A 22450-nucleotide genomic window follows, 5' to 3' on the forward strand; every position below is an offset into this window, starting at 1 on the left:
CTCTCTCGGCGCGGAAGCGCGGCGCAGCCGCTCGATCGGTGAGGGGGCGCGGCGCAGCCGCTCCATCGCGAGGAGAGGCTACGGACCCGTCAGCACCTCGGGCTCCGGGGTCATCGAGATGGTGGGGATGGAGGCGGTGATCACGGTGCCGTCGGAGCGGCGGGTGCCCTCGATGTCGGAGGTGGTCGGCGCTCCGGTGAGGCGGGGGCCCTGGTGGCCGAGGCCGACGCGGACCGGGTTGCCGGACTCGACGTGCACGCGCTCGCCGCGGACGGTGATCGCCGCGGCGTCGCCGTCCTCGACGGTCAGCAGCACCGCCTCCTGGGTCACCTCGACCCGCACCCGCGTGCCGTGCAGCGTGATGCGGAAGGTCAAGCGGTCCCAGTCGTCCGGGAGGCGCGGGTCGAGCGTGATCCGCCCGCCGTGGTCGCGCATCCCGCCGAAGCCGTAGACCAGGGCGCTCCAGACGCCGCCGGTCGAGGCGACGTGGATGCCGTCCGCCGTGTTGCGGTGCAGATCGGCGAGGTCGACGAACAGCGCCGAGAGGAAGTAGTGCCGCGACAGCTCGCTGTAGCCGACCTCGGCCGCGATGATCGACTGCACGACCGCCGAGAGCGTCGAGTCGCCGGTGGTCAGCGCGTCGTAGTACTCGAAGTCGGCGCGCTTCTGCTCCGCCGTGAACTCGTTGCCCTGCAGCAGCAGCGCGAGCACGACGTCGGCCTGCTTGAGCACCTGGAAGCGGTAGATCACCAGTGGGTGGAAGTGCAGCAGCAGCGGCCGCTTGGACGCCGGGGTGTTCTCGAGGTCCCACAGCTCCTTCTCGAGGAACGCCGCGTCCTGCGGGTGGATGCCGGCGCGGGCGTCGAAGGGGATGTGCATCTTGTCGGCCGCGCGGGCCCACTCGATGACCTCGTCCTCGTCCAGCAGCAGCCGGGCGACCATCCGCTCGTAGGCCGACGGCTCGACGGCCTTCAGCAGCTCGACGGCGCGGGCGGCCGCGCGCAGATTCGAGCGGGCCATCACGTTCGTGTACAGGTTGTCGTTGACGACGGTCGTGTACTCGTCCGGCCCGGTGACGCCGTGGATGTGGAAGTGGTCGTCGCCGTTGCTGCGCCAGAAGCCCAGGTCGGCCCACATCCGCGCAGTCTCGACCAGGATGTCGATCGCGCCACGGGCGAGGAAGTCGTCGTCGCCGGTCGCGCCCACGTACTGCATCAGCGCATAGGAGATGTCGGCGTCGATGTGGTACTGCGCGGTGCCGGCGGCGTAGTACGCCGACGACTCCTGGCCGTTGATGGTGCGCCAGGGGAAGAGCGCACCGCGCTGGTTGAGCTCGGCCGCGCGCGAGCGGGCCGCCTCGAGCATGTTCTGACGGAAGCGCAGGGCGTTCCGCGCCACGAGCGGCGCCGTGTAGCTGAGGAACGGGAGGACGTAGACCTCGGTGTCCCAGAAGTAGTGGCCGCCGTAGCCGGAGCCCGAGACGCCCTTGGCCGCGACGCCGCCGCCGTCCGTGCGGGCGGTCGACTGCGCGAGCTGGAAGAGGTTCCAGCGGGTGGCCTGCTGGATCGCCGCCTGGCCGTCGATCTGCACGTCGGAGCGGAGCCAGAAGTCGTCGAGCCACTCGCGCTGCTTGGTGAACTGCTCCTCCACCGGGGTCTCGCGGGCGCGGTCGAGCGTGCGGTCGCAGCGGTCGGCGAGCTCGCGCACGGGGACGCCGCGAGAGGTGTGGTAGGTCAGCGTCTTCACCAGGCGCACCGGGACGCCGGCCTTCGCCTTCACGCGGTAGACGTGCTTGGCGAGGTCGTCGTCGATCTGGGAGGTCTGGTCCCACTCGTTCTCGGTCTCGAGCACGTGCTCGGCACCGCAGGCGACGGTCATCCGGGAGTTGGTGGTGCGGTAGCCGAGCAGGTAGCGCGTGCCGCTGACCCGCTTGAGCTGCGGCTGCAGCACCCGGTCCTCGAAGGACTCGGCCTTGCGCGGGTCGAAGCCGGCGGCCTCGCTGCCCGAGGGCGCGTGGTACTCGTCGACGCCGTCCTGGCGGTTGAGGATCTGGCTCGAGATCAGCACCGAGGCGTCGTGGTCGAGCATCTCGACCTCGTAGTCGAGGATCGCGAGGTGCCGGTCGGTGAAGGAGACCAGGCGGCGCGAGCGGATCAGCACGCGCTTGCCGGAGGGGGTGCGCCACTCCAGCTCGCGGGTGAGCACGCCGTTCGCGAAGTCGAGGCGGCGCGTGTAGGCGAGGACGTCGGCCTCGCTCAGCACGAACGGCTCGTCGTCGACGTAGAGGCGGATGATCTTCGCGTCCGGCACGTTGACGATGGTCTGGCCGACGCGGGCGAAGCCGAACGCCTCCTCCGCGTGCCGGATGGGCCAGGTCTCGTGGAAGCCGTTGATGAAGGTGCCGTAGGCGTAGCCGTCGCGGCCCTCCTCGACGTTGCCGCGCAGGCCGAGGTAGCCGTTGCCGGTGGCGAAGAGGGTCTCGGTGCGCCCCTGCAGCTCGGTGGCGAACTCGGTCTCGATCAGCGACCACTCGTCGACCGGGAAGCGGTTGCGGTCGAGCGGGTCGGAGGTGATGGGGTTCATGCGGCGTCCTCGGGGGCGGGGGCGGAGGGGAGGAAGGGGAGCAGCTCGGCCAGGTCGTCGACGACGATGTCGGCGCCGTGCTCGAGGAGGGTGTCGCGGCCGACGCCGCGGTCGACGCCGACGACGAGGCCGAAGGCGCCCGCGCGGCCGGCGGCGACTCCGGAGTGGGCGTCCTCGACGACCACGCACTCGGCCGCGGTCAGCCCGAGCAGCTGCGCGGCGTGCAGATAGGTGTCCGGCGCGGGCTTGCCGGCGATCGAGTCGCGGGCGGCGAGCAGCCCGTCGACGACGACCTCGAAGCGGTCGCGGATCCCCGCGGCCTCGAGCACCGGCACGCCGTTGCGGGAGGAGGTGACGACGGCCACCTCGACGCCCGCGGCGATCGCGGCGTCGACCAGGGCGAGCGAGCCCGGGTACGGGGCGACGCCGTTCTCGGCGAGGGTCTGGTTGAAGGCGTCGTTCTTCCGGTTGCCGAGCCCGCAGACGGTCTCGAGGGCGGGGTCGTCGCTCGGCGAGCCCTCGGGGAGGGTGATGCCGCGCGAGGCGAGCAGCGCGCGGACGCCGTCGTAGCGGGGGCGGCCGTCGATGTACCGGAAGTAGTCGGCGTCGGTGTAGCCCTCGGCGATGCCGCGCGACTCGAGGTACGGCGTGAAGAGGCGGGCCCAGGCCCGCATGTGCACGTCGGCGGTGGGGGTGAGCACCCCGTCGAGGTCGAAGAGCAGCGCCTTCGCCCGGCCGAGGGCGGAGGCGTCGGGGCGCGTCGGTGAAGCAGTCACAGCGGGGAGGACCTCTGGTCGGGGCACGGGTGCGGTGGGCTCCGCCGTCGACAGGCCGTCCGCGCGGACACCGGGTATCGTATACGCCCCCCGGTCGCCGTCTGGAACCGTTTACACGTCCGACATCTGCGGGCCCCGGACGGTCTGCGCGGCGTGTGCGCGCCGGTGCGCGCGGAGTCGTCCGCGGAACGAAGGCCGGACGACCGGATCCGCGGATCTCCGGGCGATTCCGGGCGCTCGGCCTTCGTTGTGCGGCCCGTCAGGCGGTCTGTCCGGGCGCCGCGCCCCCGAACGGACGCGCACCGGGCCCTGGTGCGGTCGCGGGCCCCGGTTCGCGTCCACTCGGTCGCGGCGCAGCCCGCGAGCGGACCCGGGACGGGAGCTGGCCGAGCCGCCGGCCCCACTGCGCGTCGACTCGGCGGATCAGCGACGCGTCGGCCGGGAGGGTGCGGGCGGGGCGGTCAGCCGAGGGGCTGCAGGTCGGCCTCGTCCGGGCCGGCGGTCAGGCGGTGGCGGCCGAGGGGGAGCATCAGCGGGGTGCCGGAGGTGGGGTCGGCGATGATCCGGCTGTCGAGGCCGAAGACGGCGCGGACGGTGTCCTCGGTCAGGACCTCGGCGGGAGTGCCGGCGGCGTGCACGGTGCCGCCGGCCAGGGCGACGAGGTGGTCGGCGTAGCGGGCCGCGAGGTTGAGGTCGTGCAGCACCATCACGACGGTCGTGCCGCGGTTCCGGTTGAGATCGACGAGCAGGTCGAGCACCTCGACCTGGTGGCTGACGTCGAGGAAGGTGGTCGGCTCGTCCAGCAGCAGCAGGTCGGTCTCCTGGGCCAGGGCCATCGCGATCCAGACGCGCTGGCGCTGGCCGCCGCTGAGCTCGTCGACGGCGCGGTCGGCGAGGGCGGCGGTGTCGGTCGCGTCGAGCGCGGTCGCGACGGCCTCGTCGTCGTGCGCGTTCCAGCGGCTGAGGATCCCCTGGTGCGGATGGCGGCCGCGGCCGACGAGATCGGCGACGGTGATCCCCTCCGGAGCGATCGGCGACTGCGGCAGCAGGCCCAGCGTGCGGGCGAGCTGCTTCGCCGGCGTCCTGTGCACGGCCTTGCCGTCGAGCAGCACGGTGCCGGCGCGCGGCGCCAGCAGCCGCGACATCGAGCGCAGGAGGGTCGACTTCCCGCAGGCGTTCGCGCCGACGATGGCGGTGATCCGGCCGGGCGGGATGACGAGGTCGAGTCCCTCGACGACGGTGCGGTCGCCGTAGCCCAGGGTGAGCGCGTCGACGGTGAGGGTGTGCTCGGCGGTCACAGGGACCCTCCCGATCGGTTGCTGCGGACGATGAGGTAGATCAGGTACGGCGCGCCGAGCACGCCGGTGACGACGCCGACCGGGTAGCGCAGGCCCAGCGCGTACTGCCCGACGAAGTCGGCGACGAGCACGAGCAGCGCGCCGACCAGCGCCGACGGGATCAGCAGCGAGCGACCGGGGCCGACCAGCCGGGCGGCGATCGGGCCGGAGAGGAAGGCGACGAACGCGATCGGGCCGGCCGCGGCGGTCGCGAAGGCGATCAGGCCGACGGCGGCGACGATCACGACGAGACGGGTGCGGTTCACCCGGATGCCGAGCGCGGAGGCGGTGTCGTCGCCGAGCTGCGTGCCGGAGAGGTCGCGCGAGCGGGCGAGCAGCACCGGGGTCAGGACGACCACGGCGATCAGCACCGGCACGACCTCGGCCCAGCGCGCGCCGTTGAGGCTGCCGGTCAGCCAGCGGCTGGCCTCCTGGAAGTCGAAGGCGGCGGCGCGGGAGAGCACGTAGGCGGTGACGCTGTCGAGCATCGCGGCGACGCCGATCCCGATCAGGATCAGCCGGGTGCCCGCCACTCCGCTGCGGTAGGAGAGGGCGTAGACGACGAGCGCGACCAGGAGGCCGGCCGCGATGGCGAGGACCGAGACCTGCGTCGCTCCGAGCGAGAGCGTGACGATGGCGAAGGCCGCGGCGGCGCTCGCTCCGGCGCTGATGCCGATGATGTCGGGGCTGGCCAGCGGATTGCGCAGCATGGTCTGGAAGGCGACGCCGCCGAGGCCGAAGCAGAGGCCGACGAGCACGCCGAGGATCGCGCGCGGCAGGCGCAGGCGCCCGACCGTGAAGGAGGCGCCGGGGACCTGCTCGCCGAGGATCACCCGGACGACCTCGGCCGGCGAGTAGATCGTCTGCCCGACGATCAGGGAGACGGCGAAGACGACGACGAGCAGCGCGACGAGCACGGCGACCACGGTGCGGCGGCGGGCTCCGCGGCGTCGGCGGCTCGCCGCGACGGCGAGAGCCGTGGCCGAGGGCGCGGCGGAACGGGCCGCGGGCCGGGACTGCACGGCGGTCACAGCTCGCGCACCTTCTGCCGGCGAACGATCGCGATGAAGACGGGGGCGCCGATCAGCGCGGTGATGATGCCGACGTCGATCTCGCTCGGGCGCGCGACGATCCGGCCGACGACGTCCGCGCCGATCAGCAGGACCGCGCCGGCGACCGCGGAGAAGGGGAGCAGCCAGCGGTGGTCGACGCCGACGATCAGCCGGCAGGCGTGCGGGACGACCAGCCCGACGAAGCCGATCGGCCCGGTGACCGCGGTGGTCGCTCCGCAGAGGACGACGGCGCCGAGGGCCGCCGCGCCGCGGGCCAGCGCCACGCGCTCGCCGAGGCCGGCCGCCAGCTCGTCGCCGAGGGCCAGGGTGTTGAGGCTCTTCGCCGAGAGCACGCAGAGCGCGAGCCCGACGGCGAGGAAGGGCAGGACCTGCCCGATACTCGCGAAGGTGCCGCCGCCGACCCCGCCGATCTGCCAGGAGCGGATACCGCCCGAGAGGTCGGCACGCGGCAGGACGATGGCGCTGATCACGGAGACGAGCGCGGCGGAGGTGGCGGCGCCGGCGAGCGCGAGCTTGAGCGGCGTCGCTCCCCCGCGGCCGAGCGAGCCGACGATGTAGACGAAGACGGCGGCGACGGCCGCGCCGCCGATCGCGACCCAGATGAAGCCGGTCGCGGTGGACAGGCCGAAGAAGACGATGCCGGTGACGACCGCGAGCGAGGCGCCGGTGTTGACGCCGAGGATCCCGGGGTCGGCGAGCGGATTGCGGGTGACGCCCTGCATCAGCACGCCGGCGACCCCGAGCGCGGCGCCGGCGATCGCGGCGAGGACGGTGCGCGGGAGGCGCTTGGCGACCGCGGCCTGCCCGAAGCCGTCGGTGGAGCCGCCGAACGCGGCGACCACGTCGCTCCAGGCCACGTCGCGCGAGCCGATCATCACCGAGACCACCGCGACGCCGGCCAGCACCAGAAGCGAGACGAGCAGCCAGAGGGCGCGCAGACGTCTCGGGCGCCGCACGGCGGCGGCACCCGAGACGGGAGGTGCGGTGAGGGTCACGCGGTCGGAGCTCACGCAGGCGGGCGGGAGTGGATCACGCCGCCTTGTCGGCGGCCTCGGCCAGCATGGCGAGGTAGTCGTCGAGGACGTACGAGATCGACAGCGGGGTCGGGTTCGCGGCGGTGCCGAGCGGCGTGGAGGGCAGGCGGACGATGGCGTCGTTCTGCACGGCCGGGATCTGCGAGAGCAGCGGGTCGGCCTTGAGGGTGTTGACGAGCTCGTCGTCGCCGTAGGTCACGATGACGTCGACGTCGTTGAACGCGTCGGCCTGCTCGGCGCTCTGGGTGAGCGAGAACGCGTCGGTGGTGGCCGAGGCGGTCGCGATGCTCTCCGGCGTGGTCAGGCCGAGGTCCTCGAAGAAGGCCGGGCGGGTGTCGTGGGTCGTGTAGAAGCTGACCTGGCTGAGATCGGTCGGGTCGACGTGGGTGAGGAACATCGCCGAGGCGCCGGCGAGCTGCGGGTGCGCGGCGACCTTCTCCTCGATCTCGGTCTCGAGCTCGCCGATGAGCACGGCGCCCTCGTCGGCCATGCCCATCGCCTCGCTGTTGAAGGTGATGGTGTCGCGCCAGGAGGTGCCCCAGGCGGTCTCGGGGTAGGCGACGACGGGCGCGATCTCGGTCAGCGTGTCGTAGTCCTCCTGCGTGAGGCCGGAGTAGGCGGCGAGGATCACGTCGGGCTGGGTGTCGGCCACGGCCTCGAAGTCGATGCCGTCGGTCTCGTCGAAGAGGACGGGGGTCTCGCCGCCGAGCTCCTCGAGCTTCTCGGACACCCAGGGGAGCAGTCCGTCGCCGTCGTCGTCGCCGAAGTTTGCGGCGGCCATGCCGACCGGGACCACGCCGAGCGCGAGCGGGACCTCGTGGTTGGCCCAGTTGACGGTCGCGACGCGCTCCGGCTGCGACTCGATGGTCGTGGTGCCGAGCGCGTGCTCGATGGTGATCGGGGTGAAGTCGCTGTCGGCGGTGTCGGAGCCGGCCGCGGCGGACGAGCAGCCGGCGAGGCCGACGGTGAGCAGGGCGGTCGCGACGAGCGCGAGCGACTTGGTGGCGCGGGGCATTGTTCCCTTTCGGAAGGCTGTGGTCGTGGCGCGCAACGGGCGACGGACGCCGTGCACTAAGGACAGCCTAACCAAAGAATGTGCGAGTTCTCAGCCGGAAAGGGCCGGGATGTCCCTACCTCAGGCGGTGACGAGCTTCTCCACGGTGCGGAGGTTCCGGGTCGTCGTGGTCGAGCGGAAGACGGCGCGGGCCAGGATCTTCGCGGCCGGAGTGTCGGTGGAGGAGCCCTTCGGGCAGCGCCAGTAGAGGACGCCGTCACCGCGGGCGAGCAGCTCGACGGCCGGGTCGGTCGCGCCGACCGCGGACTCGGCGGCGTCGAGGGCGGCGGGGTCGGAGCCGAAGACGACGTAGGGGTGCGCGGTGTCGTCGATCCGCTCGAACGGGTAGGCGGCGGCGGCCGCGGCGAGCGCCTCCTGCGTGACGAGGACGATCCAGGCGTCGTAGCCGAAGCGCTCGCCGAGGGCGGCCTCGAGCGCGGGCTTCACCTCGGCCGGGTCTCGGTCGGAGTCGAAGGCGGCGTTGCCGCTGGCGAGCACGGTGCGGACGGCCGAGCCGCCGACGCTCTCGACGGTGGCGGCGAGGTCGGCGCTGCGGACGGTGCGGCCGTTGACGTTCACTCCGCGGAGGAGGGCGACGAGGCGGGTCATGCCGCCGACGGTAGCGTGGCGGGATGGCGCGCGGTGGACGGATCTTCGGGGGCGATGCGGCGCGGGCGGGCTCGGAGGCGGGCTCGGACACACTCGAGGCGGCGATCCTGCGCGCGAGCACCCGCGGGCCCGGCGCGCGGACCCGGGCGGAGATCGTGCCGCCGTCGGGGCGGCACCTCGTGCTGCCGTCCACCTCGGGGACCGTGCTCGCCGTGGACGTCGACGCGCTGGTGGCGCTGGCCGCCTCGGAGGACCTGCTGATCGCGCTGGAGCGGCGGCCCGGCGACTTCGCCGTCGCGGCGACTCCGCTGCTCTCGTGGTGGTCGGCGGACGAGACGGTGCCGGACGAGGAGACGGAGCGACGGCTCGACGCGCGCGCGCTCGCCGCGGTGACGCTCGGGCCGGGTCCCGGGGCGGATGCGGAGTCGCGGCTGCGCGGACTCGTCGCGCGGGCGGACGTCGACGGGCTGGCCGCGGCGCTCGCACTGCTGGCCCGGGTGCCGGATCCGCCGGCCGCGTTCCAGGACGCGGACGGCTTCTGGCGGCTGATGGTGCCGGAGGCGCCGTTCGAGCGGCGGCTGCTGCTGGCGCTGGCGGTCGAGGCGCCGGCCGAGCGGGTGCTCCTGCTGCTGCGCGACTGCGCCTTCACGGCGACGCTGCCGCGGCGGCGCGCGGTGATCGCGGCGGCCTGCGGGCGAGTCGTGGCGGCGGCGCCGGACCCCGGGGCGCTCGCCGCACTGGCGGAGGCCGTCGACGACGCGCTGGAGAAGCGCTGGCGCGCCCTCTGATCCACCTCGGGCACGCGGAACCGGCCTCGGCCCGCGGGAACCCGCTGATCCGGCGAGCCGGACGCGAATCCGCGAGCCCGAACTCCCCCGGGCCACACCTCCGGCACGCGGAAACACCCTCGGCACGCCGAAACTCGCGGATGCAGCGAGCCCGATGCCATTCCGAGTGTCGAAGCTCCCGGGGCTGCACCTCCGGCACGCGGAAACACCCTCGGCACGCGGAAGCCCGCTGATCGCACGAGCCCGACCCGATTTCACGAGCCGGAGCTCCCCCGGCCACGCCTCCGGCACGTGGAAACACCCTCGGCACGCCGAAACTCGCGGATGCAGCGAGCCCGACCCGAATCCACGAGCCGGAGGTCCCCGGTCCGCACCTCCGGCACGCGGCAACGCCCTCGGCTCGCGGAAACGGGTGGATCCAGCAAGCCGGACGCGATTCCACGAGCCGGAGGTGGGCCCGGCGGGCACCCGGCGAGCGCCGCCGGACGCCCGCGGCGCCCCGGGCAGCACCCGCGCAGGCCGGGTGCCTAAGCTGGACGGATGTCCCTTCCCGGTCTCGAATTCCGTCGCTTCCCCGCCGCACTGACCGCCGAGGGCGGACCCGACGCCGCCACGGCCGCCTGGGGCACCGCGATCAACGCGGGCTTCCACGAGAAGGAGTACACGCCGGAGCAGTGGCGCGACTGGGCCGAGCACATGGTCGCCGACCAGCGCGAGCTGACCGCGGTGCACGACTCCGCCTCCCCCGAGGGCATCGACGGCGAGTCCGTCCCCGTCGCCACCTACGCCGCGTTCCCCGGCTCGCTGCAGGTCGGCCGCGGGCGCGAGCTCGCCGCGCACCTCGTCTCGCAGGTCACCGTCCGGGCCACGCACCGCCGCCGCGGGATCCTCCGCGCCATGATCACCGACGACCTGCGCCTGGCCCGCGAATCGGGCGCCGCGGTCGCCGTGCTCACCGCGAGCGAGGCCTCGATCTACCGCCGGTTCGGCTTCGGCCGCTCGGCGTTCACCCGCTCGATCCGCGTCGACACCGGCCCGCGCTTCGCCCTGCAGGTCGAGCCGGCCGGCCGCGTCGAGGTCGTCGCGACGACCTGGCTGCAGTCGCGGGTGGAGGAGGTCTTCCGCGCCTTCCACGCGCGCACGCCCGGCTCGCTGACCCGGCAGTCGCGCTACGCCGCGAACGCCGTCGGCACCGAGCCCGGCGAGACCGCGCCGGGCCGCGCCGTCCGCTCCGCCGTGCACCTCGACGCCGACGGACAGCTCGACGGCTACGTCACCTACAAGGCCGTCGGGCCGGACGAGGACGACCGCACCCTCGAGGTCGTCGACCTGGTCGCCGCGACCGCCGACGCCTACCTCGGGCTCTGGGGCTTCCTCGGTGCCGTCGACCTCGCCTCGACCGTCACCTGGGACATGGCGCCCGTCGACGACCCGCTGACCTGGGCCCTGCGCGACGCGCGCGTCGTGGAGGTGACGAAGGTCGCCGACCTGATCTGGACCCGCGTGCTCGACGTCGCGGCGGCGTTCGGCGCGCGGCCGTGGACGAGCGACGGCACGCTGGTGCTCGCGGTCCGCGACGAGCTCGGCCTCGTCGACGGCAGCTACCGCATCACGGTCGAGGGCGGCGAGGGCCGGGTGGAGCGCAGCGACGACGCGGCGACCCTGTCGCTGGACGTCGCCGACCTCGGCACGCTGCTGCTCGGCTCCGCCCGCCCGTCCACGCTGGCGCGGGCCGGCGCGGTGACGCTGGCGGAGGCGGACCACGAGAGCGTCGACCGCTTCTTCGCGCCGATCGCGGCGCCGTACTGCATCTCCTTCTTCTAGGCCGAACATGCTGATCGAGTAGCCCGCGGAGCGGGCGTATCGAGATCCACCAGCGCCGGAACGGGGGTCTGCAGGCCTGCCCTTCTGGGGACGGCGGGTCTCGATACGCCCCTGCGGGGCTACTCGACCAGCAGGTTGCGGCGCAGCCGCGTCCTCTCGACCGGCATCGCGCGGGGCAGCCGCGTCCTCTCGACCGGCATGCCGAGTCCGGGACTCGCAGGGTCCTCCGGGTGTCCCCGCAACCGCGGTCGGTCATGCTGGAGGATCCCGACCCGCGAGGAGTTCCGCATGGGCGCATCCGTGATCGTCGACGCCGTCGTCGTGCTGAGCCTCATCGGCGCGCTCGTCGACGGTCTGCGCCGCGGCTTCCTCCGCACGCTCGGCGGCCTGGCGGGCGTGGTCGCCGGGGCGATCGCCGCCTCCTTCGCCGTTCCCGCGGTCTCCACCTGGGCGGCCGGCAGCGAGTGGCGGCTGCTCGCCGTGATCGGCACCGCGGTGCTGCTGCTCGGCGTCGGCTACGCGATCGGCGCGACCATCGGCGCCGTCTTCGGCCGCGGCGCCGACAAGGTCAAGCTCGGCCTCCTCGACCGCCTCGCCGGAGGGGTCGCCGGGGTCGCCATCACCGGCCTGGTCTGGATCGCCGTCACCTCCGCCGTCTCGCTGCTCGGCGTCCCGCTGGTGACCACCTCCGTCGCGGGCTCCACCGTCATCCGCACCATCGATGACCTCACGCCCGACCCGGTCCGAGGCTTCCTCGCGCAGCTGCAGTCGACCGTCGTCGACGAGGGCACCTCCTGGGTCGTCGAGGCCCTCGACGCGCCCACCGAGGCGCCGGTCATCCCCAGCGTCGCGACGGACGACCCCGAGGTGGCGACCGCCACCGACTCGGTCGTGCGCGTGTCCGGCACCGCCTGGGCCTGCGACGTCGGCGTCACGGGCAGCGGCTTCGTCGTCTCGGACGACCGGGTGATCACCAACGCGCACGTGGTGGCCGGAGTCTCGCAGCCCGTGGTCGAGGCGCCGAACGAGCCGCCGCGCACCGGCCGCGTCGTCTACCTCGACGCCGCCGCCGACCTCGCGGTCATCGCCGTCGACGGGCTCTCCGCCGCGCCGCTCGCCCTCGACGACGCGGTCCTGGCCGGCGACGACGGCGTGGTCGCCGGCTACCCCTTCGGCGGTCCGCTGACCCTCGGCGCCGCGCAGATCTCCTCCGACGCCACCGTCTCGCTGATGGTCGACGGCGCGCCGACCTCGCGCGAGGTGCTGACGCTCGCCGCCCTCGTCAACCAGGGCAACTCCGGCGGACCGCTGCTCTCGCTCGACGGCACCGTCTCGGGCGTGGTCTTCGGCAAGGCCGCCTCGGTCGACAACGTCGGCTACGCGATCCCGCTCTCGGTGCTCGGACCGGTGGCCGCCGAGGCGCCGTCGCTGACCGACACGGTCGACTCCGGGCCCTGCCGCGAGGCCTGATCCCGGCCGGACCCCGGGCGGGGCGGCGGTCCGCGGGACTCCCGAGGGCCGACCGCCCGCCCCGGTAGGATCGTCGCGCATCCCCACCCTCTCTCCTGGAGCCTCCAGCACATGGCAGACAGCCGCACCGCAGACGCCCGCATCGCCGTTCCCGACACCACCGCGAACGCGGCCGTCACTCCCGAGAAGGAGCAGCCCTACGCGGCGCTGGGGCTGAAGCCCGACGAGTACGCGAGCATCCGCGAGATCCTCGGCCGGCGCCCCACGAGCGGCGAGCTGGCGATGTACTCGGTGATGTGGAGCGAGCACTGCTCCTACAAATCGTCGAAGATGTACCTCCGCCAGTTCGGGCAGAAGGTCTCGCCCGCCATGAAGAAGAACCTCATGGTCGGCATGGGCGAGAACGCCGGAGTGGTCGACGTGGGCGAGGGCTGGGCCGTCACCTTCAAGATCGAGAGCCACAACCACCCCAGCTACATCGAGCCGTTCCAGGGCGCGGCCACCGGCGTCGGCGGCATCGTCCGCGACATCATCTCGATGGGCGCCCGCCCCGTCGCCGTGATGGACGCGCTGCGCTTCGGCGACATCGACGACCCGGACACCGCCCGTGTCGTGCACGGCGTGGTCGCCGGCATCTCCTTCTACGCGAACTGCCTCGGCCTGCCCAACATCGGCGGCGAGACGTACTTCGACTCCGTCTACCAGGGCAACCCGCTCGTCAACGCGCTCGCGGTCGGCGTCCTCCGCCACGAGGACCTGCACCTCGCCAACGCCCGCGGCGTCGGCAACAAGGTCGTGCTGTTCGGCGCGCGCACCGGCGGCGACGGCATCGGCGGCGCGTCGATCCTCGCTTCCGACAGCTTCGCCGACGGCGGCCCGACCAAGCGGCCGGCCGTGCAGGTCGGCGACCCGTTCGCCGAGAAGGTGCTCATCGAGTGCTGCCTCGAGCTGTTCCGCAAGGACCTCGTCGAGGGCATCCAGGACCTCGGCGCGGCCGGCATCTCCTGCGCCACCTCCGAGCTCGCCTCCAACGGCGACGGCGGCATGTTCATCGAGCTCGACTCGGTGCTGCTGCGCGATCCCTCGCTGACGGCCGAGGAGATCCTGATGTCGGAGTCGCAGGAGCGGATGATGGCGGTCGTCCGCCCCGAGAAGCTCGACGCGTTCCTCGAGGTCGTCCGCAAGTGGGACGTCGAGACCAGCGTGCTCGGCGAGGTCACCGACTCCGGCCGCCTCATCATCAACTGGCACGGCGAGGAGATCGTCAACGTCGACCCGCGCACCGTCGCCGTCGACGGCCCGGTCTACGAGCGCCCGATCGCCTACCCCGCCTGGCTCGACGCCCTGCAGGCCGACTCCTCCTCGCGACTGCCGCGCTCGACCGAGGGCGACGCTCTCCGCGCCGAGACCCTCGCGCTGCTCGGCTCCGCGAACCTCGCCGACAAGAGCTGGATCACCTCGCAGTACGACCGCTACGTGCTCGGCAACACGGCGCTGAGCTACCCCGACGACGGCGGCATGGTCCGCGTCGACGAGGAGTCCGGACTCGGCTTCGCCGTCGCCACCGATGCCAACGGACGCTGGTGCCAGCTCGACCCCGCGCAGGGCGCGCGTCTCGCGCTCGCCGAGGCGTTCCGCAACGTCGCCGTCACCGGAGCGACCCCCGTCGCCGTCTCGGACTGCCTCAACTTCGGCAGCCCGGAGAACCCCGAGGTGATGTGGCAGTTCCGCGAGGCCGTCGGCGCGCTCGCCGACGCGTGCCTCGAGCTCGAGATCCCCGTCACCGGCGGCAACGTCTCGTTCTACAACCAGACCGGCGACGTGCCGATCTTCCCGACCCCCGTCGTCGGCGTGCTCGGCGTGATCGACGACGTCGCCCGCCGCATCCCCTCCGGCTGGCAGGACGAGGGCGACAACGTCTACCTCCTCGGCGTCACCCGCGACGAGCTCGACGGCTCGGCCTGGGCCGGCACGGTGCACGACCACCTCGGCGGGCGTCCCCCGCAGCTCGACCTCGCGGCCGAGAAGGCGCTGGCCGAGCTGATCGCGGCCGGCTCGACCGAGTCGCTGATCGCCTCCGCGCACGACCTCGCCGACGGCGGCCTCGTCGTCGCGCTGGCCGAGTCCGCGATGCGCTTCGGCGTCGGCGTGCGGATCTGGCTCGACGAGCTGATGGAGCGCGACGGCGTCGACGCGACCGCCGCCCTCTTCTCGGAGTCGACCGGCCGCGTGCTCGTGTCGGTGCCGCGCGAGGACGACGTGAAGTTCCGCGGACTCTGCGAGGGCCGGGGCTACCCCGTGCTCCGGATCGGCGTCACCGACGCCGAGTCGCCCGTCGTCGAGGTCCAGGGCCTCTTCACGGTGCCGCTCGAGGAGCTGCGCGCCGTGAACGGCGCCGTGCTGCCGTCCCGCTTCGCCTGACGCGGACGGCTCCGCTCCGGAGCCCGCCCCACCCTCCAAGAGTTGCGGTAGTCGCGCTCGACTACCGCAACTTCCGAGGAGTCACCCGCACCGCCCGCCGGCACCCCCGCCCGAGCCTCTGAAAGTTGCGGTAGTCGCGCTCGACGACCGCAACTCCCGAGGACTCGACGCGCGCGTTCGCCCGCGCCCCGCGGCGGGTGCCCGCGCATGCCTGCGCACGCCGTAGAGCCCGCCCCACTCTCCAGAAGTTGCGGTAGTCGCGCGCCGCTACCGCAACTTCCGAGGAGTCGCCCGCGCCACCGCCCGGCTCGCTCGGGCGAGTCTCCAGAAGTTGCGGTAGTCGCGCGCCACTACCGCAACTTTTGAGGAGTGGGGCGGGCGAGGCCCCGCGGGTGCGTCTCGGGGGCGCAGAAGTTGTCGTACTCGAGGGGCCCGTACGACAACTCTTGAGGAGTGGGTGCCGCGACCGGCGTTCGGGTTCCGGGATTACGGAATGTTTGCAATAGTGGAGGCATGACCTCCGAACGTGATCTCGCCGGCGAGCTCGACGAGCTGCGGGAGCGGCTCGAGCGGCTCGAGGGGGCCGCGCTCGTCGCGACGCCCGGCAGCACCGCGGCCGCCCCGGCGCAGGACGACCCGTTCTGGGCGCTCACCGCGCTCAAGGAGCGGCTGCCCTCGCCGGGCGGGGTCGTCTTCGCGGGCGCCGTCGCCACTCCGGCCGGACCGGTGGAGTGGCAGTACGGCCTCAGCACCGACGCGTTCTTCGAGCGCGACTGGGGGTCGAGCCCGGGCCCGGCGGCGCTGGCCGCGCTGGGCAGTCCGGTGCGGCTGCGCTTCCTGCAGGCCGTCGCGGGCGGAGTCGAGACGGTCGCGCAGCTCGCCGAGAGCGAGGGCGCGGGCACGACCGGCCAGATCTACCACCACGTCAACCAGCTGGTCGCGGCGGGCTGGCTCGAGGCGCGCGGGCGCGGGCGCTACGGCGTCCCGCCCGAGCGGCTGGTGCCCCTGCTGACGATCCTTCTCGCCGCAGGAGGTCCCCGATGAGAACCCGAACCCGCGTGATCGCCGCCGCCGCGGCCGTCGCCGTGCTCGCCGGAGGGGTGCTGCTGCGCCCGCCCGCACCCCGGCTCTCGGACGAGCGCACCGGCGACGCCGCCATCGCCCAGTGGCTGTCCGAGCAGGCCGACGGCACGCGCGACCGGCTCGTCGCCGCGGTCGTCACTCCCGACGGCGTCCGGTTCGCCGGACTCGGCGCCGACGAGCGCACGGAGGTCGAGATCGGCTCGGTGTCCAAGACGATGACGGCGCTGCTCCTCGCTCAGAGCGCCGACGCCGGGACGGTCGCCCTCACCGATCGCGCCCGCGACCACGCGGAGCTGGGCGGCTTCGACGGCACGCTGGAGGAGCTGGCGAGCCATCGCTCCGGGCTCCCGCGCCTGTCCTCGGCGCCGCTCGACCTGGCGGCGACGCTCGTCGCGCAGCTGCGCGGCGTCGATCCGTACTCGACCTTCTCGCCGGACGACGTCCTGCGCCAGGCGGCGAGCGCCGGCGGCGGCGGGACGGATGAGGTCGCCTACTCCAACCTCGGTGTCGCCGTCCTGGGGCAGACTCTCGCCCGGGCCGAGGGAGCCGACTACGCGGATCTGGTCCGGGAGCGGATCTTCGCGCCGCTCGGGATGACCGGCAGCTCGGTCCCCGTCTCGGCGGACGCGCTCGCGTCGGACGCGCCCACGGGCTACTCCGAGAGCGGCCGCTCGGTCGGCCCGTGGACGCTCGAGGGCTACGCGCCGGCGGGAGGCGTCCGCTCGACCGCCGCGGACATGGCGCGGTACGCGAGCGCCCTGCTCACCGACGACCCCGCGCTCGGCGTTCCCGCCGCGAGCGTCCTCGAGCCGCGCTTCGACGCCGGCGACGGCGACCGCATCGGCCTCGCCTGGTTCACCTCCGCGGCGGACGGCGGCGGCTCGACGACCTGGCACAACGGCGGCACCGCCGGCTACGCGACCATGCTGGCGATGGACCGGAAGCGCGGCGTCGCCGTCTTCGTCAACTCGAGCACCGCGACCTCGGTCGACGCGCTCGGCCTCGACCTGCTCGCCCACGTCCTGGAGGAGGAGGCATGATCCTCGCCACACTGATCGCCCTCGCCGTCGCGGTCTTCACCGTCGGCCGCTTCGCACTCGGGAGCATCCCCTCGCGCCGCACCGCCGCGCATCTCGACCGCGACCGCCTGCGCGTGCTCACCCGCGGCGTCGAGTCGGCGCTCGTGCTGCTGCTGGTGCGGGTGTTCGCCGACTGGACGCTGGTGACCCTCGTGCCGTGGTTCGCGCTCGTGGCGCTGGCGGCGGCCGGGGCAGCGGGCGCCGTCGTGCGCTGGCACGCCCTCCCCTGGCTCGAGGACCCGTCGAAGCGCCGGGCCCGGACCACCGGCTTCGCCGGCACGGTCGCGCTCTCGGCCGTGCTCGTCGGCGCGATCGGGCTCTGAGCGACGCGGGATCTCGGCGCTTCGCCCCGCCCATGCTGGTCGAGTAGCCCCGCAGGGGCGTATCGAGACCCACCATCGCCAGCAGGGCGGGACTGCAGACCCGACTCCCGGTGACGCGGGATCCCGATACGCCCGCTCCGCGGGCTACTCGATCAGCATGATGCGGCAGCCGCCTCGATCAGCAGGAGTCGGCAGCCGCCCCGATCAGCATGCGAGGACCGGCTCAGCCGGCCTGGGTCGGCAGCGGCTCGGGCTCGGCGTTGTCGAGGACGCGGCCGTTCTGGTCGCCGACGGTCAGGACCGTCGACGGGCTGAGATTGAGGGTGTCGCCGCCGAAGAGGCTGCTCAGAGTGACGCCGTCGCGGCGGACCGAGTTCAGGGCGTCGAGGTAGTCGGCGCTGACGCAGAAGCGGTCGGCGATGCGGGCGGGATTGTCGCCGGCAGCGACGACGTACGCGGCGGGCGTCCCGTCGGTCGCGGTGCGCGTCGTCCCGGCCGCGCCCTCGCGGGTCCCCCGGTCGCGCACGACCTCGAGGTCGACGTCGCCGATCGAGCCGCCGCCGACGAGGTCGGAGATCACGCACTCGCCGGTCGCGGCGACGGGCACCGGCGCGAGCGAGACGCTCGGCACGGGACGCGGACCGGCATCGGCGTCGGCGCTCGGCGCGCTCGTGGCGGTCGCGGAACTCGCTGCACCGGCCTCGGCGGTCGGCGCCGCGTCCGGGATGTCGGCCGCCGACGTGCAGCCGGCGAGCAGGAGGGTGCTCGCGAGCACGATCACGATGCGTTGAGTAGTCTTCGATGCCACTCCCAGACTCTAACCCGCACGGCGATTGACCTCCTCCCCCGCTGAATCCCATCGCCGACGCCTGTTGGACACCGGGCCCGCGACGGCGTCAACTGGAGGCATGCAGTACACGAATCTCGGCCGCACCGGTCTGTCCGTCTCCCGCGCCGTCCTGGGCACCATGAACTTCGGCCCGGAGACCAGCGAGCCCGACTCGTTCGCGATCATGGACCGCGCGCACGAGCTCGGCGTCAACTTCTTCGACACCGCGAACGTCTACGGCGGCGAGGGCGGACGCGGCGCGACGGAGGAGATCGTCGGCCGCTGGTTCGCGCAGGGCGGCGAGCGCCGCGAGCGCACCGTCCTCGCGACCAAGCTCTACGGCGACATGGAGCAGCACGCCGCTCCCGGCGCCGAGCGCGGCCGCGACTCCTGGCCCAACGGCGGGCGCCTCTCCGCCCTCAACATCCGCCGCGCGCTCGACGACAGCCTGCGCCGCCTGCAGACCGACCACATCGACCTGTATCAGTTCCACCACGTCGACCGCACGACGCCGTGGGACGAGATCTGGCAGGCGATGGAGGTCGCCGTGCAGCAGGGCAAGGTCCTCTACGTCGGCTCGAGCAACTTCGCCGGCTGGCACATCGCGCAGGCGCAGGAGGCGGCGCGCGACCGGCGCTTCACCGGCCTCTCCTCCGAGCAGTCGATCTACAACCTGCTCGTCCGCGACATCGAGCGCGAGGTCCTGCCCGCCGCGCAGCACTACGGGCTCGGCGTCATCCCGTGGTCGCCGCTGCAGGGCGGCCTGCTCGGCGGCGTGATCGAGAAGACGGAGTCGGGCAGCCGCCGCGCCTCCGCCCGCTCGCTCGAGGCGATCGAGAAGAACCGCCCGGCGCTGGAGCAGTACGAGGCCTTCGCCCGCGAGCGCGGGATCGCCCCGGGTGAGCTCGCCCTCTCCTGGCTGCTGCACCAGCCGGGCGTTACCGGTCCGATCACCGGGCCGCGCACGATGGAGCAGCTCGAGAGCGCCGTCGCCGCCGTCGACATCGCGCTCGAGCCCGCGGACCTGGCCCGCCTCGACGAGATCTTCCCCGGGCACCGCACGGCCCCGGAGGACTACGCCTGGTGAGCGGCTTGCTCCGCTGATCGGGCGGGGCGCTCCCCTTTCATGCTGATCGAGTAGCCCGCACCGCGGGCACATTTCATGCTGATCAAGCAGCCTGCGCACCGTGCGAATTTCATGCTGATCAAGCAGCCTGCGCACCGTGCGCATCTCATGCTGATCGAGTAGCCCGCGCAGCGGGCGTATCGAGATCCACCAGCGTCAGAAGTCGGGTCTGCAGACCCCCCTCCGGACAGCGGCGGGTCTCGATACGCCCCTCCGGGGCTACTCGACCAGCATGTCGATCTCCCGTCCCATGACACCCCCACTCGGAAAGAGACCCCCATGAAGCAGCGCAGCATCGGCGACATCAGCGTCGGCAGCATCGGACTCGGCGGCATGCCGATGTCGATCGAGGGCCGCCCCGACCGCGAGCGGTCGATCGCCACGATCCACGCCGCCCTCGACGCCGGCGTCACCCTCATCGACACGGCGGACGCCTACCACCAGGGCGGCGACGCCGACCTCGGCCACAACGAGCTGCTCATCGCGGAGGCGCTCCGCGGCTACGGCGGCGACACCTCCGAGGTGCTCGTCGCCACCAAGGGCGGCCACCTCCGCCCCGAGCCGGGAGTCTGGACGCAGGACGGCCGCCCCGAGTACCTCAAGGAGGCGGCCCGCGCCTCCGCGCAGCGCCTCGGCGTCGACGCGATCGGCCTCTACCAGTACCACCGCCCCGACCCCGAGGTGCCCTACGCCGACTCGATCGGCGCGCTCGCCGAGCTGCTCGACGAGGGAGTGATCCTCCGCGCCGGCATCTCGAACGCCGACCCGGACCAGATCCGCGAGGCGCACAGGATCCTCGGCGACCGCCTGGTCTCGGTGCAGAACCAGTTCTCGCCGAAGTTCCGCTCCAGCGAGCCGGAGCTCGAGCTCTGCGCCGAGCTGGGCCTCGCCTTCCTGCCGTGGAGCCCGCTGGGCGGCATCACCTCGGCCGCCGAGCTGGGCACCTCGTTCGCGGCGTTCGCCACCGTCGCCGAGGCGCACGACGTCTCGCCGCAGGTGGTCTGCCTGGCCTGGGAGCTGGCGAAGTCGCCGACCGTCATCCCCATCCCCGGCTCCTCGCGCCCCGAGAGCATCCGCGACTCGGCCACGGCGGCCGACCTGGAGCTGACCGCGGAGGAGCTCGCCTCGCTCGACTGAGCGATCGCCTCATGCTGGTCGAGCAGCGCGCAGCGCGGATCGAGACCCACGCTCCGGACGACGGTGGATCTCGATACGCCCGCTGCGCGGGCTCCTCGATCAACATGCTCTTCATGCTGGTCGAGTAGCGCGCAGCGGGTATCGAGACCCGCCCACCGAACGAGCGTGGATCTCGATACGCCCTCTCCGAGGGCTACTCGATCAGCATGCGAGGGGCAGGGCCGCGACGAAGGCGCGGGCCGCGGCCGTCGGCCGCTCGGGGAGGGCCACCATGGTGCGCCAGACGAGCAGCGGGTCCTCCAGCGGCACCGCGCGCAGGCCGGCCGGACGCTTCTCGGCGAAGTGGGCCGGCACGACGGCCACGCCCATGCCGTACTCGACGAGGTCGAGCAGGGTGTGCACGTCGTTCACCTCGAGCTCCACCTCGAACGCCAGGCCGTGCGCGGCGAACGCCTGGGCCGCGAGGTGGCTCGCGCCCCAGTGCTCCTGCAGGCCGACGATCGTCTGCCCCTCGAGGTCCGGGATCCGGCAGACCGGCCGGTCGGCCAGCGGATGCTCCGGATGCGCGAGCACCGCGAAGCCCTCGCTCGCGAGCGGCCGCGTGACCACTCCGGCCGGCACCGCGCCGATGTCGGCGACCAGCGCGAGATCCAGCCGCCCACTGCCCACCGCGTCCAGCAGCGTGCCTGAGCCGTCGTGGGTCAGCCGCAGCCCGACGCCCGGGTGCTGCTCGCGGAAGGTCGCGAGCTCGCGCGGCAGGTGCACGCCGCCCAGGCACTCCTCGGTGCCGACCGCGAGACTCCCCCGCAGCACGCCCTGCACCGCCAGCACCGCGTCGCGGGCCGCGAGCGCGCTGGCGACCGACTGCTCCGACTCCGCCAGCATCGCCCGGCCGGCCGGCGTCAGCTCGACCCGGCGGGTGCTCCGGGTGAACAGCGGGCTGCCCAGCTCGCTCTCGAGCGCGCGGATCGACGCCGACAGGCCCGACTGCGAGATCTGCAGCGCGCTCGCCGCGCGGGTGAAGTGCTGCTCCTTCGCGACGGCGAGGAAGTGTTCGAGCTGGCGCAGTTCCATGGGTCCATCCTCCTCGCGCGCGGGCACCACCGGGACCGGTTGCGCCGGCGGCTCAGCGCCCGACGACTCAGCGCCCGATGACTCAGCGCCCGGCGGCTCCGCGCCCGACGGCTCAGCATCCGGCGGACCGGCCCACCCGGCCTAGCGCTCGGCCGAGATCGCCAGCACCACGTCGGTGAGCGTGGCCCGGAGCCGCTCGAGCGCGGCCTCCTCCGAGTCGCCCTCGAGGATCGAGGTCTTCACCGCGTCGTCGTAGCTCGCGATCAGGAGGCGCACGGCCGTGGTCGGCGCCAGCGAGAAGTCGCGGTGCACCTGCTGCAGCGCCCCCCGCACGATGTCGACGAGGGTCGCGTCGAAGCCCGCCCGGAAGGCGCTGTACTGCGGCGCGATCGCCGCGTCGCGCAACGCGAGCAGCTCGAACTCGGACTGCACGACGCACCAGCGCCGGCTGTCGGTGAACGGCCCCTGCAGGAAGTCCAGGATGACGACCGCGAGCGTCTCGGGGGTGAGCGGCTCGTCCGATTCGGCGACCTTGGGGATCGTGCGCCCCATCTGCTCGACCAGGCCGTCCAGGCGGGCGCCGTTCTCCCGCTGCATCAGCGCGAAGAACAGTTCCTCCTTCGTGGAGAAGTTGGAGTAGAAGGCGCCGCGGCTGAACCCGGCGCGCTCGCAGATCTGCTCGACTGAGGCGGTGTGCACGCCGGTCTCGGCGAAGACGTCGTACGCGGCGTCGAGGAGCCGCTCGCGCGTCCGGCCGCGGCGGGAGGTCTCGACGGAGTCGGTCATCCTGAGTCCTTCCCGGGCGGGCGTCGGCGGTGTTGAGATACATC

Annotated in this window: 19 protein-coding genes; 9 read left to right on the top strand and 10 right to left on the bottom strand. The window is 73.3% G+C overall.

Annotated features, from left to right (window positions below):
* Nucleotides 1–78: 78 nt before the first annotated feature.
* From C1I64_RS15245 to C1I64_RS15275, 7 genes are all read right to left on the bottom strand, one after another.
* Nucleotides 79–2583, bottom strand: coding sequence for a glycoside hydrolase family 65 protein (locus tag C1I64_RS15245; protein ID WP_127887786.1), 2505 nt, complete (start codon nucleotides 2581–2583; stop codon nucleotides 79–81).
* The gene (locus tag C1I64_RS15250; protein WP_127887787.1) at nucleotides 2580–3359 is read right to left on the bottom strand and encodes an HAD family hydrolase; all 780 of its coding nucleotides are present in this window, start codon (nucleotides 3357–3359) and stop codon (nucleotides 2580–2582) included. The genes C1I64_RS15245 and C1I64_RS15250 overlap by 4 nt, the downstream gene beginning before the upstream one ends.
* Nucleotides 3360–3820: 461 nt before the next feature.
* Nucleotides 3821–4657 (bottom strand): ABC transporter ATP-binding protein, encoded by an 837-nt coding sequence (locus tag C1I64_RS15255; protein ID WP_127887788.1) that lies wholly within the window; start codon nucleotides 4655–4657, stop codon nucleotides 3821–3823.
* Nucleotides 4654–5727 (bottom strand): FecCD family ABC transporter permease, encoded by a 1074-nt coding sequence (locus tag C1I64_RS15260; RefSeq protein ID WP_425272916.1) that lies wholly within the window; start codon nucleotides 5725–5727, stop codon nucleotides 4654–4656. The genes C1I64_RS15255 and C1I64_RS15260 overlap by 4 nt, the downstream gene beginning before the upstream one ends.
* Nucleotides 5724–6779: a FecCD family ABC transporter permease gene (locus tag C1I64_RS15265; protein ID WP_244209500.1), complete on the bottom strand. Its 1056-nt coding sequence runs from the start codon at nucleotides 6777–6779 to the stop codon at nucleotides 5724–5726. Before C1I64_RS15265 ends, C1I64_RS15260 begins: the two co-directional genes overlap by 4 nt.
* Nucleotides 6780–6798: 19 nt before the next feature.
* Entirely contained in the window at nucleotides 6799–7818 is a 1020-nt protein-coding gene (locus C1I64_RS15270) for an iron-siderophore ABC transporter substrate-binding protein (protein ID WP_127887789.1), read from the bottom strand.
* A 120-nt stretch (nucleotides 7819–7938) separates the two neighbouring features.
* The gene (locus C1I64_RS15275) at nucleotides 7939–8466 is read right to left on the bottom strand and encodes a DUF1697 domain-containing protein (protein WP_127887790.1); all 528 of its coding nucleotides are present in this window, start codon (nucleotides 8464–8466) and stop codon (nucleotides 7939–7941) included.
* A gap of 23 nt (nucleotides 8467–8489) precedes the next feature.
* On the opposite strand from C1I64_RS15275, the gene C1I64_RS15280 reads away from it, so the two are divergent.
* From C1I64_RS15280 to C1I64_RS15310, 7 genes are all read left to right on the top strand, one after another.
* The gene (locus C1I64_RS15280; RefSeq protein WP_127887791.1) at nucleotides 8490–9254 is read left to right on the top strand and encodes a DUF2254 family protein; all 765 of its coding nucleotides are present in this window, start codon (nucleotides 8490–8492) and stop codon (nucleotides 9252–9254) included.
* Nucleotides 9255–9794: 540 nt separating this feature from the next.
* Nucleotides 9795–11078 carry a GNAT family N-acetyltransferase gene (locus tag C1I64_RS15285; protein WP_127887792.1) on the top strand — a complete coding sequence of 428 codons (1284 nt, stop codon included), beginning with the start codon at nucleotides 9795–9797 and terminating at the stop codon, nucleotides 11076–11078.
* 288 nt (nucleotides 11079–11366) lie between these two features.
* Complete coding sequence (locus C1I64_RS15290; protein WP_164874561.1) at nucleotides 11367–12548, top strand: MarP family serine protease; 1182 nt, start codon at nucleotides 11367–11369, stop codon at nucleotides 12546–12548.
* A gap of 111 nt (nucleotides 12549–12659) precedes the next feature.
* Complete coding sequence (gene purL, locus C1I64_RS15295) at nucleotides 12660–14969, top strand: phosphoribosylformylglycinamidine synthase subunit PurL (RefSeq protein ID WP_127887794.1); 2310 nt, start codon at nucleotides 12660–12662, stop codon at nucleotides 14967–14969.
* 513 nt (nucleotides 14970–15482) lie between these two features.
* A complete protein-coding gene (locus tag C1I64_RS15300; protein WP_127887795.1) occupies nucleotides 15483–16013 on the top strand; it encodes an ArsR/SmtB family transcription factor in 531 nt (176 codons plus the stop codon).
* Nucleotides 16010–17092 carry a serine hydrolase domain-containing protein gene (locus tag C1I64_RS15305; protein ID WP_127887796.1) on the top strand — a complete coding sequence of 361 codons (1083 nt, stop codon included), beginning with the start codon at nucleotides 16010–16012 and terminating at the stop codon, nucleotides 17090–17092. Before C1I64_RS15300 ends, C1I64_RS15305 begins: the two co-directional genes overlap by 4 nt.
* The gene (locus tag C1I64_RS15310) at nucleotides 17089–17454 is read left to right on the top strand and encodes a hypothetical protein (RefSeq protein ID WP_127887797.1); all 366 of its coding nucleotides are present in this window, start codon (nucleotides 17089–17091) and stop codon (nucleotides 17452–17454) included. Before C1I64_RS15305 ends, C1I64_RS15310 begins: the two co-directional genes overlap by 4 nt.
* A gap of 223 nt (nucleotides 17455–17677) precedes the next feature.
* Here C1I64_RS15310 and C1I64_RS15315 read toward each other — a convergent pair whose 3' ends face one another.
* Nucleotides 17678–18262: a hypothetical protein gene (locus tag C1I64_RS15315; RefSeq protein WP_127887798.1), complete on the bottom strand. Its 585-nt coding sequence runs from the start codon at nucleotides 18260–18262 to the stop codon at nucleotides 17678–17680.
* A gap of 100 nt (nucleotides 18263–18362) precedes the next feature.
* Between C1I64_RS15315 and C1I64_RS15320 the strand changes: the two genes are divergently transcribed.
* Nucleotides 18363–19370, top strand: a complete 1008-nt coding sequence (locus tag C1I64_RS15320; RefSeq protein WP_127887799.1) for an aldo/keto reductase — start codon at nucleotides 18363–18365, stop codon at nucleotides 19368–19370.
* Nucleotides 19371–19688: 318 nt separating this feature from the next.
* Nucleotides 19689–20546 carry an aldo/keto reductase gene (locus C1I64_RS15325; RefSeq protein ID WP_127887800.1) on the top strand — a complete coding sequence of 286 codons (858 nt, stop codon included), beginning with the start codon at nucleotides 19689–19691 and terminating at the stop codon, nucleotides 20544–20546.
* Between the two features lie 201 nt (nucleotides 20547–20747).
* Here C1I64_RS15325 and C1I64_RS15330 read toward each other — a convergent pair whose 3' ends face one another.
* Nucleotides 20748–21620, bottom strand: a complete 873-nt coding sequence (locus C1I64_RS15330) for a LysR family transcriptional regulator (RefSeq protein ID WP_127887801.1) — start codon at nucleotides 21618–21620, stop codon at nucleotides 20748–20750.
* A 141-nt stretch (nucleotides 21621–21761) separates the two neighbouring features.
* Nucleotides 21762–22406, bottom strand: a complete 645-nt coding sequence (locus tag C1I64_RS15335; RefSeq protein WP_123447102.1) for a TetR/AcrR family transcriptional regulator — start codon at nucleotides 22404–22406, stop codon at nucleotides 21762–21764.
* Nucleotides 22407–22450 lie beyond the last annotated feature (44 nt).

It is taken from the genome of Rathayibacter festucae DSM 15932 (assembly GCF_004011135.1).
Lineage (GTDB): Bacteria > Actinomycetota > Actinomycetes > Actinomycetales > Microbacteriaceae > Rathayibacter > Rathayibacter festucae.

Coding starts and splice junctions, on each gene's coding strand:
- C1I64_RS15245 (WP_127887786.1), bottom strand. CDS start 2,583: ATGAACCCCATCACCTCCGACCCGCTCGACCGCAACCGCTTCCCGGTC.
- C1I64_RS15270 (WP_127887789.1), bottom strand. CDS start 7,818: ATGCCCCGCGCCACCAAGTCGCTCGCGCTCGTCGCGACCGCCCTGCTC.
- C1I64_RS15275 (WP_127887790.1), bottom strand. CDS start 8,466: ATGACCCGCCTCGTCGCCCTCCTCCGCGGAGTGAACGTCAACGGCCGC.
- C1I64_RS15280 (WP_127887791.1), top strand. CDS start 8,490: ATGGCGCGCGGTGGACGGATCTTCGGGGGCGATGCGGCGCGGGCGGGC.
- C1I64_RS15285 (WP_127887792.1), top strand. CDS start 9,795: ATGTCCCTTCCCGGTCTCGAATTCCGTCGCTTCCCCGCCGCACTGACC.
- C1I64_RS15290 (WP_164874561.1), top strand. CDS start 11,367: ATGGGCGCATCCGTGATCGTCGACGCCGTCGTCGTGCTGAGCCTCATC.
- purL (WP_127887794.1), top strand. CDS start 12,660: ATGGCAGACAGCCGCACCGCAGACGCCCGCATCGCCGTTCCCGACACC.
- C1I64_RS15300 (WP_127887795.1), top strand. CDS start 15,483: ATGACCTCCGAACGTGATCTCGCCGGCGAGCTCGACGAGCTGCGGGAG.
- C1I64_RS15305 (WP_127887796.1), top strand. CDS start 16,010: ATGAGAACCCGAACCCGCGTGATCGCCGCCGCCGCGGCCGTCGCCGTG.
- C1I64_RS15310 (WP_127887797.1), top strand. CDS start 17,089: ATGATCCTCGCCACACTGATCGCCCTCGCCGTCGCGGTCTTCACCGTC.
- C1I64_RS15320 (WP_127887799.1), top strand. CDS start 18,363: ATGCAGTACACGAATCTCGGCCGCACCGGTCTGTCCGTCTCCCGCGCC.
- C1I64_RS15325 (WP_127887800.1), top strand. CDS start 19,689: ATGAAGCAGCGCAGCATCGGCGACATCAGCGTCGGCAGCATCGGACTC.
- C1I64_RS15330 (WP_127887801.1), bottom strand. CDS start 21,620: ATGGAACTGCGCCAGCTCGAACACTTCCTCGCCGTCGCGAAGGAGCAG.
- C1I64_RS15335 (WP_123447102.1), bottom strand. CDS start 22,406: ATGACCGACTCCGTCGAGACCTCCCGCCGCGGCCGGACGCGCGAGCGG.